This window comes from Desulfovibrio sp. 3_1_syn3 (assembly GCF_000145315.2).
Lineage (GTDB): Bacteria > Desulfobacterota > Desulfovibrionia > Desulfovibrionales > Desulfovibrionaceae > Desulfovibrio > Desulfovibrio fairfieldensis.
Window position 1 is genome coordinate 344,028 of record NZ_ADDR02000001.1, and the last position, 16,137, is coordinate 360,164.

General features: G+C 61.7%; 14 protein-coding genes. 6 read left to right on the top strand and 8 right to left on the bottom strand.

Annotation, left to right across the window (positions count from 1 at the left end):
- The first annotated feature begins 34 nt into the window (after positions 1-34).
- The 6 genes from HMPREF0326_RS01425 (at position 35) to HMPREF0326_RS17130 (ending at position 6,272) form a co-directional block, all read left to right on the top strand.
- Positions 35-835, top strand: coding sequence for a substrate-binding periplasmic protein (locus tag HMPREF0326_RS01425; RefSeq protein WP_008682210.1), 801 nt, complete (start codon positions 35-37; stop codon positions 833-835).
- Between the two features lie 17 nt (positions 836-852).
- Positions 853-2,466: a GGDEF domain-containing protein gene (locus HMPREF0326_RS01430; RefSeq protein WP_008682212.1), complete on the top strand. Its 1,614-nt coding sequence runs from the start codon at positions 853-855 to the stop codon at positions 2,464-2,466.
- Positions 2,467-2,519: 53 nt separating this feature from the next.
- A complete protein-coding gene (locus HMPREF0326_RS01435; protein ID WP_020990141.1) occupies positions 2,520-3,407 on the top strand; it encodes a tRNA (adenine-N1)-methyltransferase in 888 nt (295 codons plus the stop codon).
- A complete protein-coding gene (locus HMPREF0326_RS01440) occupies positions 3,404-3,730 on the top strand; it encodes a DMT family transporter (protein WP_008682217.1) in 327 nt (108 codons plus the stop codon). Before HMPREF0326_RS01435 ends, HMPREF0326_RS01440 begins: the two co-directional genes overlap by 4 nt.
- 347 nt (positions 3,731-4,077) lie before the next feature.
- Positions 4,078-4,776, top strand: coding sequence for a hypothetical protein (locus HMPREF0326_RS17125; protein ID WP_008682218.1), 699 nt, complete (start codon positions 4,078-4,080; stop codon positions 4,774-4,776).
- A gap of 89 nt (positions 4,777-4,865) precedes the next feature.
- A complete protein-coding gene (locus HMPREF0326_RS17130) occupies positions 4,866-6,272 on the top strand; it encodes a putative bifunctional diguanylate cyclase/phosphodiesterase (RefSeq protein WP_008682220.1) in 1,407 nt (468 codons plus the stop codon).
- Positions 6,273-6,284: 12 nt separating this feature from the next.
- Here HMPREF0326_RS17130 and HMPREF0326_RS16540 read toward each other — a convergent pair.
- The 8 genes from HMPREF0326_RS16540 to HMPREF0326_RS01495 all read right to left on the bottom strand — a co-directional run bounded on the left by HMPREF0326_RS16540 (position 6,285) and on the right by HMPREF0326_RS01495 (position 16,048).
- A protein-coding gene (locus tag HMPREF0326_RS16540) for an IS5 family transposase (RefSeq protein ID WP_147568361.1) occupies positions 6,285-7,042 on the bottom strand; the annotation gives its coding sequence in 2 pieces (ribosomal slippage) (positions 6,285-6,718 and positions 6,718-7,042; 759 coding nt in all).
- 177 nt (positions 7,043-7,219) lie between these two features.
- The gene (locus tag HMPREF0326_RS01465; protein WP_009302816.1) at positions 7,220-7,900 is read right to left on the bottom strand and encodes a GntR family transcriptional regulator; all 681 of its coding nucleotides are present in this window, start codon (positions 7,898-7,900) and stop codon (positions 7,220-7,222) included.
- 204 nt (positions 7,901-8,104) lie between these two features.
- Positions 8,105-9,391, bottom strand: a complete 1,287-nt coding sequence (eno, locus tag HMPREF0326_RS01470) for a phosphopyruvate hydratase (protein ID WP_008682224.1) — start codon at positions 9,389-9,391, stop codon at positions 8,105-8,107.
- Positions 9,392-9,419: 28 nt separating this feature from the next.
- Positions 9,420-10,802, bottom strand: a complete 1,383-nt coding sequence (locus HMPREF0326_RS01475; RefSeq protein ID WP_232224892.1) for a glycerate kinase type-2 family protein — start codon at positions 10,800-10,802, stop codon at positions 9,420-9,422.
- 63 nt (positions 10,803-10,865) lie between these two features.
- Positions 10,866-11,831 carry a Bug family tripartite tricarboxylate transporter substrate binding protein gene (locus tag HMPREF0326_RS01480; RefSeq protein WP_008682226.1) on the bottom strand — a complete coding sequence of 322 codons (966 nt, stop codon included), beginning with the start codon at positions 11,829-11,831 and terminating at the stop codon, positions 10,866-10,868.
- Positions 11,832-11,928: 97 nt separating this feature from the next.
- Complete coding sequence (locus HMPREF0326_RS01485; protein WP_008682227.1) at positions 11,929-13,434, bottom strand: tripartite tricarboxylate transporter permease; 1,506 nt, start codon at positions 13,432-13,434, stop codon at positions 11,929-11,931.
- Between the two features lie 38 nt (positions 13,435-13,472).
- Positions 13,473-13,982 (bottom strand): tripartite tricarboxylate transporter TctB family protein, encoded by a 510-nt coding sequence (locus HMPREF0326_RS01490; protein WP_008682229.1) that lies wholly within the window; start codon positions 13,980-13,982, stop codon positions 13,473-13,475.
- Between the two features lie 332 nt (positions 13,983-14,314).
- Positions 14,315-16,048 (bottom strand): calcium-binding protein, encoded by a 1,734-nt coding sequence (locus tag HMPREF0326_RS01495; protein WP_232224893.1) that lies wholly within the window; start codon positions 16,046-16,048, stop codon positions 14,315-14,317.
- Positions 16,049-16,137: the final 89 nt, after the last annotated feature.

Here is a 16,137-nt window from a genome sequence, read left to right on the forward strand (position 1 = left end):
GCCGCTCTCAACGCACTTTTCCTGGAGAACGCGCATGCCTCTTTTTCCCTGCCGCCGGGTTTGCATCCCGCTTCTGCTTTGCGCCTGCGCGCTGGCCGCTTTTTTCCTTCGGGAGCGCATCCTGCCCGCCGGGGCGGAAAAAGCCGCGCCTGCCGTGTTGCGCGTGGGCCTGGAAGACCATTATCCGCCCATGGCCTTCACGGACGCGCAGGGGAAGCACACCGGCTTTGACCGCGACATGGCCGAAGCCCTCTGCCGTCAGATCGACGCCCGTTGCGAGTTCGTCATCGAACCGTTCGACGACCTGCTGCAAAAGATGATCAGTGGCGGGCTGGATGTGATGATCGCCGGGCTGGCCGCCCTGCCGGAGCGCAGACAATACATGGAGTTTACGGAACCGTATTACAGGTCCAGCACCATCTACATCGGGCGGCCCGGCCTGCCGGTCACCAAGGAGGGTTTGCGCGGCAAACGGCTCGGCGCGCAGACCGGTTCCATGCAACTGGATATTCTGAAGAAAGAATGGTCGGATGTGGCCACAGTGGTCGAAGCGCCGTTTGCGGACCTTTTCGGCATGCTGGCCGGGGGCGAGGTGGACGTGGTGCTGGCCGACGCCCTGGCCTGTTACGATTTCCTGAAAAGCCGGGCGGGAAAGGATTTCGGCATGGTGGGAGACCCTCTGCAGATCAACGACGTGCTGAGCCTGGCCCGCATCGGCGTGCGCAAGGGCGACCGTGAGCTGACTGCGTCTCTGAACAAGGCCCTCATGACCATGCGCGTCAACGGCGAGTACAACCACATCACCAGAAAATATTTCCCCTTCAACATTTATTGAGCACTGTCGCGCAGCGCATGGATACCCGAGAAACAGCGGCGCCCCCGCCACGATCTTCCGACGGACGGGCCGAGAGGTTCCACCGGATCGGCACTTACCGTTTCATCGCCCTGGCACTTCTGCCCACGGTCTGCCTACTGGCCCTCGTCTACTGGTATGTCGACGACAATCTCCAGGAAATCAAAACCGCCGCTGAAAGCACCAATCAGGTCCATCTGCCGGGCATTCTCAAGAATCAACGCACCCTGATCAATATCGAGAGCCTGCGCCGCTACGTGGAAACAGTCTACAACGCCTCCGACGCCGAGATACGCCGGGATGCCCTGGTCAACGCGCTGGCGCTGGCCACGGAGTCGGTATTTGAGGCCAATTCCCGTTTTGTGGAATACGCAACCTCGGCCAAGTCCCTGCTGTACGCGCTGGATGCTGTGAAAAAACGCAGCGACCGCGCGCAAGAGGAACTGGCGCGAGCCGCGCGCCTTTTTGTCCAGACTGAGGCACGCCTCGGCGTTTACGCCGGAGAGGACAGGCATGAGGCCATGCCCTCGGAGGATGATGCGCGCGTGTCGGAACGCGTGCTTGCCTATTGCGGAAAACTCCGCGCCGCGCCCGGAACCCTTCCGCGGGCGCTCGCCCAGTGCGTCACCCTGCGCGAAAGCCGCCGGGCTATGGAAAAGGCCCGGCAACGCCATTCCGATGCCGACACGGAGGCCCGTGAACTATGGAAACAGTTTGACCAGCTTTTACGGAAACTGAGCGACCTCGCCTCGTCGAAGGAGGCGGAAGCAACCCACTGGGCCATGGAATACATCAGCAAATCGGTCCGTCGCACGCATTTCGTCTTTTACCTTTCGGGCGTGCTCATTGTCCTGATTTTCTGCGTCTTCATCCTGGTCCTGCACCGTTACATCCTCTCGCCCCTGACCCTGGCCTCGCGCTCTCTGCGGCGCATCCGCGACGGAGGCCGCGTGGAAGACCTGCCGCCCGTGCGCGTGCGCGAACTGCAGGACATGCTCAATATCTTGCCCGTGGTGAGCAGGCATGTTACGGACCTTTCCGCCCGTTCCGGCCTGCTGGAGCAGGAAAAGGACAGGTTCAGAAATCTCAGCCTGGTGGACGGCCTGACCGGCGCGGGCAACCGCCGCCATTTCGACGCCTGCCTGGCCAGAAGCGACCGGGACCGCCCGCTGGCCCTGCTCATGCTTGATGTGGACATGTTCAAACTCTATAACGACGCTTACGGGCATCTGGCGGGCGACAGCGCGCTCATAGCCGTTGCCCGGACCATGCTCGAAGAGCTGCGGGGTTCCGTGGACCAAGCCTTCCGCTACGGCGGCGAAGAATTCTGCGCGCTGTTGCCCGGCGTTTCCGCCGCCGAGGCGCTGGCTGTGGGGGAACGCTTGCGCAAGCGCATCCAGAACCTCCGGATCCCGCATCAAAGCTCGTCCGTGGCCCCGCACCTGACGGTCAGCATCGGCGTGGCTCTGCGCGAGGCGGGCAGCCCCATGAGCAATCAGGAGTTGACGGAATACGCGGACAAAGCCCTGTATCGGGCCAAAACCTCCGGCCGCAACCAGGTCTGTTTCTACAACCCCGCCGCATCTTCGCTTCCAGGCGAAACGGCGCTGTAACGAAACGTAACGGCCGGGCATTGACGCACGGCTTTGCGACAGAAAGGAAAAGCATGATTCCCTACGGCTCGTTAGTGGTCTTTGTGACCCCCAAGGGCAGACGCTACATCAAACGGCTGGAAGAAGGCCGGGACTGGCACAGCAACGACGGCACCCTGCCCGCCGCCCAGGTAGCGGCCCTGGATTTCGGTTCGGAAACCAGCACCACGCTGGGCGTTCCCATCCGCGTGCTGGAGGCCACGCTCTTTGACCGCCTCCAGGGCATCAAGCGCCAGACCCAGATCATCTACGCCAAGGACATCGCCTATATCTGCCTGCGCCTGGGGGCCGGGCCGGGCCGCACCATCATTGAGGCGGGCTGCGGTTCCGGCGGCCTGACCGTGGGCTTTTCCTGGTTCTGCGGGCCCACCGGCAAAGTAGTCAGCCACGACGCGCGCGAGGAATTCACCCGCCTGGCCCGCCGCAATCTGGACTGGGCCGGGGTGGGCGGCAATGTGGAGCTGCACCACCGGGATGTGGCCGAAGGCTTTGCAGTCAGCGGGGCAGACGCGCTCTTTCTGGACGTGCGCACCCCCTGGGAATATCTGAAACAGGCCGCCGAAGCCGTGAAACCCGGCGCGAGCCTTGGCTTTCTGCTGCCCACGGTGGATCAGGTCGGCAAGCTCCTGCTGGGCCTGGAGCAGGGTCCCTTCGCGGAAACCGAGGTCTGCGAAATCCTGATCCGCCGCTGGAAGCCCGTGGCCGACCGGCTGCGGCCCGAGGACAGAATGACCGCACACACCGGCTTTCTGGTCTTCTGCCGCCAGCAGGAATGCAGCGAGGACTTTGAATCCCGGCGGCCCATGGGCACGCGCGAGCGCAAACAGGAAGCCGCCCGCCTGGCCCGCCTGGGCCTGACCGCCCCCGGCGCGGGCGCGATGCCGGACGGAGACGAGGCATGAACCCCTGGATTGTGCTGATCGCCGCCGGGCTGTTTGAAATCGGCTGGCCCCTGGGCTTCAAGCTGGCCCAGACCGCGCCCGCCTGGCGCGCGGCCGCCATCGCCCTCTCGGTCCTGAGCATGGCCGCCAGCGGCTGGCTGCTGTTCCTGGCCCAGAAGCATATCCCCATCGGCACGGCCTATGCGGTCTGGACGGGCATCGGCGCGGCGGGCACCTTTCTGATCGGCGTGGCCGTGTTCGGCGACGCCCTGAACTGGGGCCGGGTTCTGGGCGTGCTGATGATCGTGGGCGGGGTCATCGTGCTCAAAACCGTCAGCCCGTAGCTCCTCCGACAGGGGAATCGAACTTAGAGCGGATTACCTTTGAAACATATATTGTTTCAAAGGGGTCATTCAGGCAAAAAACGCGGTTTTTGCCTGAATCCACGCCGCGTTGCTCTCGATACGCCTTTTGGGCTATAGGCACGGCCCTATGAGCCGCCCGCCGGGTCGGTCTTCGCGGCGCGCCTCACCGTGTTCGACGTTAGAGCCTTTTGATATTGAAAATATTTCAACGCTCTGTGCGGATTTTCCGTGGAAAGCCGCACCGCGAAATTATCGCAAGGCGAATTTACTTCGTCGTTAAGCAATAATTTCAAGCGCAAACGGTTCTAAAGGAGAGGCCGCGCGATATGCGTTCTCTTTTCGTCATTCTGCTCATTCTGAGCGTTCTGGCCATACTGTTCTCGGTTCGGGAAGTGCGGACCGTCTACGAGCGCGTGCAAAACCAGGTGGAGGTGGAACGCAGCAGACGGCTGAGCGAGGAACAGAGCCAGACGCTTGCGGACGCCTCCGATTACCTGACCCAGGAAGTCTGGCGCTTCATCGCCAACAAAAACGCGGAGTATCTGCGCAATTACTGGCATGAAGTCACCATTCTGAAACGCCGGGAAAAGGTCCTTGATCAGCTTGCGGCGCTGCACCTGACCGCCGAGGAAAGCGCGCTGGTCAACGCCGCCAAAAAGGCATCCGACGACCTTGTGGCCAGGGAAGCCTGGGCCATGCGCCTGGTGGCGGAAAGCATCGGCATGAAAAAAGCGGATATGCCGCCCGAGCTGGCCGCCGCCCGCCGGAACAGCCGGGAGGCGCAACTCTCGGCGGACCAAAAAGCCGTGCTCGCCATGAGTTTCATCTTCGGCCCGATCTACATGCAGAACAAGCAGATCATTCGCGACGACCTGCAGGAATTCCGGCAGAAACTTCAGAACCGGAAAAACGCGGAACTGGCGCGGGCCGCAACGGCCACCGAACACGCGCTTTTCTCGGCGCAGGTGTCCAATGCCGTGGTGTTGGGCTGCTGGCCGTTCTGCTGCTCTGCTTCTATGCCCTGACGCTGCGGCCGTTCAACCGCTACCTGACCAGCCTGCGGAAAATCGAAAAAGGCGCTCCCGCTCTTCTGACACCCGAGGGTTCCAGGGAAATGCGGGGCTTCGCCCTTGTTTTCAACAAGATCTACAACGAGTGGCAGGCCCAGAACCGACGCCTCACGGAACTGAACGCCACGGACTATCTGACCGGGCTGCCCAACCGCAGGAGTCTGGAAGAATACCTGGAAAAGGCCATTGCGCGCGGCAGCGGAAATCTGGGCGTGGTCATGGCGGATATCGACGCCTTCAAATCCTTCAATGACGCCTATGGGCATATGGCCGGGGACCAGGTCCTGGCGGGCATCGCCCGCTGCCTGCAAGACGCCGTGCCGAAGGGCAAGGGGCTGGTCAGCCGCCTGAGCGGCGAGGAATTCGTCATCGTGCTGCCGGACGCCGACGCGGAAAGCATCAACCAGGTGGCGGAAACCATTCTGCGGAACATTCAGAAGCAGAACCTGCGGCATGACATCGTGCCGCTCACGGACACCCACGTCACCCTCAGCATGGGCAGCATCCTCTGGGAACGGAAAGAGCCGCACACGCCGCGTGAATTGATTTATCAGGCCGACCTGGCGCTCTCCCAGGCCAAAAAAAACGGCCGGGACCAGCATGTGCTCTTTTCCGAAAAGGATTACACCTTCCGCCTGCTGCAAAACAGCCGCAGTCATGACCTTGAAGTGGAATCCGCAATGCACGAGGCCCTGAACCAGCGGGAATTCGTGCCCTATTTCCAGCCCAAGGTCGATCTGAAATCGGGCAGGATTCTCGGCGCGGAGGCCCTGGTCCGCTGGCTGCACCCTCAAAAGGGCCTGCTGTTCCCGGATTATTTCATTCCGGTCTTTGAGCGCAACAGCTTCATCAAGCGGATTGATCTGTATATGTTCGAGGAAGTCTGCAAGATACTGCGCAACCGCCTTGACTCCGGCAAGCCGGTCGTGCCCGTTGCCTGCAATTTCTCCAGGCTGCATTTCATTGATGAAAACTTCGCGGAGCGCCTGAAAAGCATTGCGGACCGCCATGCGATCCCCTATGCCTTTCTGGAAATCGAAATCACGGAAAGCGCCCTGATGGACGATCCCGATGCCATCATCCAGCAGAACCGCAAGCTGCGGGAAAGCGGCTTCACCGTGGCCATCGACGACTTCGGCGTGGGCTATTCCTCTCTGGGCCTGTTACAGGACCTCCCGGCGGACGTGCTCAAAATCGACCGCTGCTTTGTGCAGCGGGACCTGACCGAGCGCAAAAGCATCATGATCATTCGCGGCATTGTCCAGATCGCCAAAACATTCGGCCTCAAAATTGTCTGCGAGGGCGTCGAAACCAAGGAGCAGCAGGACATCCTGAGTGAAACGGGCTGTGATCTGGGCCAGGGCTATTATTACTCGCGGCCGGTTGAACTCGCCAAGCTGGAATCCCTGCTGGACGGGCAAGGCTTTCCGGCAACGCCTGCCGGGGGCTAGGGCCTGTTAACACTATTTCAGAGCTATAACAATTAACGCAAAGACGACAAAGGCCAGGAACATGACATCGAGCTTATCGAACCGAGTAAAAACACGACGGAAGCCTTTGAGCCTCCTGAAAAGCCGTTCTACCTCATTACGTCTTTTGTATAGCTCTTTGTCATACTCCCACGGTTTCAGTCGGTTGGGATTGGGCGGCACCACCGGAGTGAAGCCCAACTCACGTCCCAAGCGAGTCGTTTCATTACCCTCATATGCGCCATCCATAAGCAAGCTGCACGGCGCTGGCATCGGCCCCAACTGGACAAGCAGCCTGCGCCCCTCGGGGGCATCGCCGGCGTTGCCGGGAGTGAGGCTGAAATTCAACGCGCATTCAGCATTCGCGGCAACCATATCAAGCTTGGTCGTCCAGCCGCCTCTGGACTTTCCGATGGACTGCGGACCTGTTTTTTTAAGGCCCCTGTTCCATCGGGATGAACCTTAACAATAGTACTGTCGAGAGAAACTGCTTCTATTTTAAGGCGGAGTATCTGCTCTTGTTGAAGGCGTTCAAATATACGGTCAAGAACTCCGTTCTTGCTCCAGCGGTTCATGCGCGTGTAGATGCTGTGCCAACAGCCAAAATTTTTCTGCAGTCCACGCCATTTACACCCATGCTCCGCAACGTACAGAATCGCATTCAACACCTGGAGATTGTCAAAATGGACATTACCTCTTTGGCGCGGGAAGCAGTCAGCGATTCTCTCATATTGTTCGCGAGTAATTTGCATAAGACATTCTTACGGAATACTCGCTCTTTGTCAAATAGTGTTAACAGGACCTAGAGCAGTTTGCGCTTGAAATTATCGCTTAACGGCGAAGTACATTCGCCTTGCGATAATTTCGCGATGCGGCTTTCCACGGAAAATCCGCACGGAGCGTTGGGATATTTTCAATATCAAAAAACTCTAACCTTCCCTGTCTCCCTTGTTCCGGCGCAGGCTGAGCAGGCTGGCCTTGCCGCGTTGCAGATGGGCGCGCAGCTCCCCGGACGCGGCCGCCACATCTCCGGAAGCGATCAGGGTGCAGAGCCGCTGGTGATTTCTGCACATCTGGCTCATGGATTCCACGTGCAACTCTTCGTTGAGCAGGATCTGGATTTTGGTGGAAAGGGTCAGCCAGGTCCGATAGAGCACGCTGTTGCCGGAGAGCTGGCAGAGCGTCTCGTGGAATTCAAAATCGTTGCGCAGAAAGTCCTCGCGCGAGGGCTCGGTGGCGGCGTCCATGGCGCTGATGATGGCGCTCAGCCGGGCCGCGATCCCGGCGACGTCCCCGCGCATGGCCAGGGACAGGGCGTGGGCCTCCAGCAGTTCGCGGATCTCGTAGGTCTCCACGATCTCCGTGCTGTCCGGTATGCTGATGAACGCCCCCTTGTAGGGCTCAATGGTCACCAGGCCCTCGCACTCCAGACTGGCGAAGGCTTCCCGAACGGGAAAGCGGCTCATGCCCATTTTTTCCGAAAGCTCCTGCTCAATAAGCCGGCTTCCGGATTTCAGCTTGCCGGAAAGAATGGCCCGCTTGATCTGCTGCACGGCCCTGTCCCGCAATGTGGGCCGCGATTCCTTGGTAAAGACGTATCCCGCTCCCATGACCCTTTCCCTACCCCTTCTCTGGGCTCTTTTCCGCCCGTGCCCGGTGGGCGCGCACCGCGCCCGCCATACCACGCATAGTATAGAGCAGGCCGTTCTATTCGGCAATGAATACAGACCGTCCGTTTTCCCAGCGCGATCCGGGGCTCGTCCCTCTCCTGGCCGAAGGAAGCGCTGATCAGAGCATTTCAAAGTTGAAATGCTCTAACGGACCAGCCAGCGCCGCACCTCCTCCCCGCTGATCAAGCGCGCGGCGGCCCCCATGCTTTCCTCGATGCGGATCAGATTATTCTGCTGCTGGGTGCGTTCGCCGGTCTGGGGCGCGCCGACCTTCATCAGCCTCGCGCCCACGGCCAGGCCCAGTTCCGCCGTGGGGTCGTCGGGCGAGGTGGCCGCGCGCTGCGAGGGGATCACTTCCATGCCGTGGGCCACGGCATATCTGGCGGCATCCAGGGCCTCGCTGACGCTGCCGATCATATTGGGTTTGAAAATCATGGCCCCGGCCGCGTTGAGGGCCGCGCCCACGGCCAGCCGCCGCACGCTGGTCACAAAGAGGTCGTCCCCGCAGATCAGGGTGGGCACGGCCGTGTTCAGCCAGGCGAAGCCTTCGAAATCGTCCTCATGCAGGGGGTCCTCCAGCATGAAGATGGGGAAGTCGCGCACCAGCTCCGTGAAATAGTCGATCATCTCCGTGGTGTCGAACCGCCCGAAATTCAGGTTGTAGCGCCCGCTTTCCGGATCGAAAAGATGGCTGGTGGCGCAATCCAGGCTGAGCACGAAGCGGTCCGCATAGCCCGCCTCTTCCACGGCGGCCCAGAGCGTGGCCAACACCTCGCGCGGGTCCGCCGACGGCGCGCCGATGCCGCCCAGATGGCCGGGCCGGTAGGCCGCGGCGCCGTGGCGTTTCCTGATCACTTCCGGCAGGCGCTGCAAGACCTCCACGCCCATGCGCATGGCCTCGGCGAAACTTTTGGCGCCCGCCGGAGCCGCGTGAAATTCCTGGAAATCCGTGGGCGCCGCGGAATAAGGCCCGCCGTTGATCATGTTGAAAAGCGGCAGGGGCAGGGTGTCGCACAGCGCGCCGCCGAGATACTGATACAGCGGCACTTGCCGATGCAGCGCGCCCAGCCGGGCCACGGCCAGGGACACGCTGCAGATGGTGTTGCCGCCCAGCGCGGACTTGTCCGGCGTGCCGTCCAGCTCCAGCAGGGTCCGGTCCACGGCGCGCTGGTCCCGGCAGTCCAGACCCCGGAGCGCCGGAAGAATCCGCTCCTCCACCAGCCGGATGGGCCCCAGCACGCCCATGCCGCCGTAGCGCGGCCCGCCGTCCCGCACGACGGCAACCTCATGCGCGCCCGCCGAAATGCCGAAGGAGGCCGAGGCCCGGCCCAGGCGGCCGTCCTCGCTGAGCACATCCACTTCCAGTACCGGGCAGCCCTTGTTGTTGAGAACTTCCCGCGCCTTCATGCCGCTGATGCAGTAACTTTTCATGCTCTTTCCCGTCCGCCCGGCCGGATCGTCAGGCAATATAGATGATGTTCAGATCACAGAGATTGGTGCCCGTGTTGCCCGTTTCCAGCTGGTCGCCCACGGCGGTCAGAGCCGGGCAACAGTCGTGCCCGTCCAGGGCCGCAAGAATGTCCACGCGCGCGGCGCGGCAGCGTTCCAGGGTGGTGCCGTCGGTGACGGCTCCGGCCAGCGTCGTGGGGCCGTCCGTGCCCTCGGTTTCGATGGCCGCGATGCCCACCCCGGCAAGACCGGCCACCTCCCTGGCGAAGGACAGGGCCAGTTCCTGCGAGGGGCCGCCGCTGCCCGCCGGGCCGTTCAGGCGCACCGTGGTTTCACCGGCGGCCACCAGCACGCAGGGCGGGGCAAAGGGCTCGCCCCGGTCCCGGACCTCACGGGCGACGGCCGCCAGAAACATGCCTACCTGACGCGAATCCCCCTCCAGGCCGGAGGTCAGCACATGCACCGGCAAGTGTTCCGCGCGGGCCGCGTCCACGGCCGCCGCGCAGGCGTCGGGCAGGCCCTGGATCACAAAATTGCTCACCCCCGGCAAGGGGCTTTTGGGCGTCTCGGTCAGTTGCGGCCCCCGCCGCAGATGCTCCAGTACCGAATTCGGCGCGGCGGCGAGCAGCCTGTAACGCTCAAGAATGTTCCAGGCGTCCAGAAAGGTGGTAGGGTCCAGGCCGATCTGGGTGCCGGTATAGGCCACGGGCACGCGCGGCGTGCCCACGGCCGTGTCGCCCACCCGGTCGGACAGGATCAGGTTGAGCATCCGCGCGCCCGAAGCCGAAACCCGCTGGGCCAGGCGGCCGCCGTTCACGGCCGAGACATGCCGCCGCACGGTGTTGATTTCCAGGATGGAAGCCCCGGCCGTGAGCAGGAGCTCGGTGAGGCGGCTTTCCTCCTCCACGCTGATGCCTTCCGCCGGGCAGTTCATCAGAGCCGAACTGCCGCCGCTGATCAGCGAAACCACCAGATCTCCGGAGGCGCAGCCGCCCAGCAGGTCGAGAATGCGCTGGGTGGCCCGCCGACCGCTTTCATTGGGATAGGGGTGGCCGCCCAGCGCCAGCTCAATGTGCGCAAGCTCGTCCCCCGGCTCAAGCTGTTTGACAATGACCAGGCCCCTGCTGATGCGGGCTCCCAGAATGCCTTCAAGGGCGCGGGCCATATGATTGCCCGCCTTGCCCGCGCCCACCACGAGCACGCGCCGGTAGTCGGCCAGGTTCCAGACGGTGTCGCCCACATGCAGGATGTCGCCCTCAAGCCGGACCAGCGAGGGAATCAGGCGTTCCGAATTGAGCGCCGCCAGGGCGTGATTAGCCATCCGCAGCAGCGGGCCCCGCACCAGGGGATCGCCCGTGTTCTGAAGCATGGAAGTATTCTTGATGGGCAGCATGTCCTCTTCCTTGTCATCGGCCGGCTCGGGAGGGTGGGCTTGTCCCACCCTCCCCTCCCGGTTTTACTTCTTGAGCATGTTCAGGTTTCGGAGCACCAGAGTCATTTCCGCCTGCTGTTCCTTCAACTGCCGCATCCATGCCTCACCGGCGGTGAAATCGGGCATGGCCCCCATGTTTTCAATGGCCTTGGCAAAGGCCGGGTCCTTGCTCATGTCCTCGGTGACGGCGGTGAGTTTGTCGATGATTTCCTTGGGCGTGCCCTTGGGAGCGGCTATGCCCGCCCAACCGAAATAATTGCCCTTGATGCCCAGATCCGCGAAGGTCGGCGCGTCCGGAAAGTCCTTGCTTTTGGCGCCGATGGCCAGAATCTTCAGTTTTCCGGCCCGGACCATGGGCGCATAGGTCTGGGGAAACATGAAATTCATGTCCGCATGGCCGCCCACCACCGCGTTGATGGTTTCCGCGCCGCTCTGGTATTCCACCTGCTTGAGCTGCGCGCCGGAAATGCTCTGCCAGTTGCGCATGGCAAAGGTCAGCCAGGCCGTGGCGCCGGGCGTGGCAAAGATATACTTGCCGGGATTTGTTTTGGCGTCCGCGCCGAATTCGTTGAGATCCTTCCAGGGCGCGTCGGCACGCACCACTACCGCGCAATTGGCGATCATGACCCGCGCGATGTAGGCGAAACTGTCAAAGGTATAGCCCGCGCTGGCGGTCTGGGGCAGGATCAGCACCGGTCCGGCCTGGACCAGATAGAGCGTGTAGCCGTCCGGCCGGGCCTTGGCCGCGGCCAGGGTTCCGGCCAGCCCGCCGCCGCCCGCCTTGTTCACCACCACCACGGGCTGCCCCAGGCGCTGTTTGGCGAACTCGGCCCAGACTCTGGCCGTGAGGTCGCTGTCTCCGCCGGGCCCGTAAGGCACGATGAGCTGGATGGGTTTGACCGGATAACTGCCGGCCGTTGCCACGGACGGCAAAGCGGCCGGCAGAAGAGCGCCCAGAACGCACAGGGCCGTTCGCAGAGTCTTGAACATAGCGGTCTCCAGGGTTGAGGGTTGGAGCAGTTTAATTTTTACCGTCAATCTACTCCGGGATCGAAACAGGCCGGGCCGGGGGGGGCTGATGCCGCCTTCAGCTCTGGGCCATTTTCGCGAACCTGGCGTTGCGCAGCCGCACATGGATCACGCTGGCCACGGACAACGCCGTGAGGATCAGCAGGCCCAGGGCGATGGGCCGCTCCACGAAAATCAAAAAACTGCCGTCGGAAATGGTCATGCTCTGGTCAAAGGCGCGTTCCAGCAGCGGTCCGAGAATGAAACCGATGATCATGGCCCCGGCGCTGTAGCCGAAGCGGCGCATGCCGTAGCCCAGAACGCCGAAGCAGATCAGGCAGACCACGTCGAACAGGCTCTGGTTGATGGAGTACGCGCCCACCACGGCGAAGACCGTCACGCCCGAAAAAATCACATGCCTGGGCAACTGAATGATTCTGATCCAGACGTTGAAACCGGCTTTGGCAATGACATAGAGCAGGATGTCGCAGATGATCAGCGAGCCGAAAATGCCGTAAACCACCTCGGTATGCTCGAAAAAGATATTCGGCCCGGGCGACAGGCCCTGGATGAAAAATGCCCCCATGAGCACGGCCGTGACGTCGTCGCCGGGGATGCCCAGCGTCAACATGGGGATCATGGCCGATCCGGTCACCGCGTTGTTGGCGGCCTCGGGGGCCAACACGCCTTCAACCATGCCTTTGCCGAACTTTTCCGGCGTCTTGGAAGTCCGCTGGGCCTCGGAATAGGCCATGTAGGCCGCCGGGGTCACGCCCAGGCCGGGCAGAGCTCCGATAATGGAACCGATGATGGACGAGCGGAACAACAACGGCAGATTGCGCCTGAATTCCGTCCAGGTCAGGCGTCCGTTTTCGCCGCGCAAATCGATTTTAGCCAGAACCTGCCGCCGGATGCCCGCGCGGGCCTGATGGATGACCTCCGGCAGACAGAGCAGCCCGATGACCATGGGGATCAGCGCGATGCCCGACACCAGTTCGTCATGCCCGAAGGTAAAACGGATGTCCCCGGTGGTGGCCGACACCCCCACCGTGGCCAGCAGCAGGCCGAATCCCGCGCAGCTCATGCCCTTGAGCAGGGAGCGCCCGGAAATGCTGCCCACCACGGTCAGGGCCAGCAGAATCAGGGTAAACTGCTCCACGGGGCCGATCTTCAGGGTCAGGTAGGAAAGGGGCGCGGCCACGCAGATCAGCAGGATGTTGCTGAAGGTATCCCCGAACACCGAACCGGTCAGGGCCGCGTTCAGCGCCTTGCCCGCCTTGCCCTGCCGCGCCAGGGGATAGCCGTCCATGGCCGTGCACACGGCGGGCGGCGCGCCCGGCGTATTCAGCAGAATGGCCGTGATGGAGCCGCCGAACATGCTGGCCTTGTAAATGCCGAGCAGCATGGGGATGCCCACCAGCGGGCTGACGTAAAAGGTCATGGGCAGCAGGATGGAAATGGCCATGATGCCCGAAATGCCGGGAATGGCCCCGAACATCAGGCCGGTGAAAATGCCTAGGGCTATGGCCCCGAGGGACTCGGGCGTCAGGACGGAAAGAAGTCCGGCGAGAATCTGCTCAATCATGCTGCCCCCTTGCCTGAAGGTTCACCCGCAACGCTTCCCTAATTCCAGAGTACCCCGACGGGGAGAATGATCTGCATGACGTGGAGCGCCAGATAATTCATGAGTACCGCGAACAAAACATAAACCACGCAGGCGAGCGCCACCCGCCGCAGGCCGAGCATCAGGGCGATGGCCAGCATGACCGGCGGCGTGGCGCAGACAAAGCCCAGCCAGTACAGACCGAGCACATAGCCGAAGAGAATGCCGATATAGATGAGCAGCGATGCCGGGCCGCCGGTCCCGGTTTCATCCCCGGCTTCATCACTGTCCGCTTCGCCGGCGGTTACGGCGAGGGACGGCCTGCGCCATTGGCGCAGATCCAGAACGAGAATCAATAGGTTGATGGCGATCAGGCAGTTGAGAACGACGGAGGGGAAAAAGTCGGGATTGATGAGCGAGGGCACCACCTGCTGCACGCATTTGTCGATGTTGGCCCGCAAAATGACCAACAGAAGCAGAAGCGCGGCGGTTATGATCAGATCAGTGCGCAAGGTCCGTGGGCAATGCATGGGTGGCCCCCTTTGTTGCTCCGTTGCCTGTGCCGAAACCGTAGCGTCATTTTGTAAGATTGTATACAATTTAGAAAAAAATTTTGCATAAATCCCGCAAACCCAGCGCTGACGCCATAATCCGGAATTTTCGCGTTTGCCCGTCGTCCGGGCCAGAGGCCGGACGCGACGCGGCCAGCAGTATCACTCGTGCAACGAGCCCTGAACCGGAGCATCAGGACATGGATGAAGGAAAGCTGCAAAGAAAAAAATAGAGCAAATAATGCAGGGCTTCTCAAAAGCCGGAGGAGAAAAACAGCCCGCCACCGGGCTGCGATAAGGGAAAAACGTGTTTACCCGGCAAGACGCATCCAACGGTCCCAAGAGACGGAACCGTCGCTGCCGTAGCGGCGGACCATCCGGACCATGCCGCCCGCCGGATCTTCATATTTTTTCTCCCGGCGGGTCATGGTGTTGATATTATCCCGGCTTCCGTCAGCGTAGATGACTGTGGCCGCCAGTTCGCGGGCGGTTTCCAATCCCGTGACCATCGAGAGGCGATACCGCTTGATGGCGGTGACCATGGCCCTGTCGGTGCCGTCGCCCTGCGGCTGCGCCTTCGGCGGGTTTTCCTCCGCCGGGCCGTCATCAACGGCGTCGCCCTGACCGGCCTGCTTTTGACCGTCAGAGGTCGCAAGCCGCCGCGTGCTCAGGCCGTTGTTTATGGTAACGGCGTTTTCACCCTCATGGGCGACGACGGTATTGCGCGCGAGTTCGCCGGTCTGCGTGGGCCTTGTCCGCAAAGCATGTTCTTCAGCCGTCTGCCAGGTCTTGGCCTGGCCGCTCACGTCATTTCTGCCCATGCTGACCCGGTTGCTGCCCTCGCCGGTCGTCACCGTATTGTTGACGGCAGTGGTCAGGTCCACAACATCGTCGCCCCGGCCCGTATCAAAGGAGGCGGCATTGGCGTAGTCGGCCTTGAGCCTATCGTTGCCGCTGCCGCCGCTGATGGTGGTCTGGGAAAAAACGCCGTCCACGCTGTCATCGCCGTCGCCAAGGTCAAAGGAGCCTCCCCAGACCACGCCGCGCAGATTGTCCCGCCCCGCGCCGGAGCTGACGCTGGAGTTGATGAAGTCGGCTTCGGCGGTCAAGGTGCGCATCAGATTCATGCCCATGTCGCCGAAAGAATTGTCCCCTTCGCCGCCGTCAATGGTGCTGTTGATGAAACGGCCGTTGAACGTATCGTCGCCATCGCCGCCCTGTATGGTACAGGCGTCCAGAAATATGCCGTCCATCGTATTGCCGTGGTCGGCGGAACCGGTAATGGCCGAAGCGGAAAAATAGCCGCTGAAGCTGCCCTTGCCGTCTGCAAGATCAACGGCGGCAGCTTCAAACACGCCGGAAAATTCTGAAATTCCAGTCAGCTTGGAAAAGGATGCGCCGTTGAAATAGCCGCCGAACGTCACCTTGCCCGTGGTCTCGGTGAACGTGCCGCCCTCATACGCGCCCAGATAGGTTACATTATCGCCGCCGGAATATGTGCCCGAGGAACTGCACAAATTATACACGACAGTCCCTGCCCCGGCCTGCACATCGCAATCGGACACGCGGAAGAGAAGTTCATTTTCCCCCTCAGCCTTGAGAACCCCTTCGGTCCTGGCCGATCTGCCGGTCAAAAGTTGCGGTTCGCCGTTTTCGTTCCAGACAACTTTGGTGTCTTCCCGTATCTTGGTGGAGAGAACCTGATCAAACTTGCCCGTCTCCGCGTTTCGCTTTGAAATGGTCAGGATCCCGTCGGCAAAGGCCGCGCAATAATCCCCGTTCTTGTACACGCTATTGCCGGAGGAAACCTTGCCCTCAACGAGGTCTTGCGGGCTTATGGAACGAAACCGGGTGACATTTTCCCCTTTTCGCGCGGCGTCCCTGACCTTGTTGAAGAGATCGGCGGACTTCAGTTCAACATCGTCGCCCCGGCTGACAATCACATTGTCCGGGGCGCCACGGGAAAAGCCGGTGGAGGTCAGCGCGCCGACATCGCGGCCGACCCTGATTCCGCCGGGATCAGGGCGCCACAACGTGCCGAACATATCGGCGTTTAAAAGGCGGCTTATAAAGCTCATAGCTATTTTATCGGCCGCCTGGGATAAAATATGAGGGCATTTCAATTTTTTTGAAA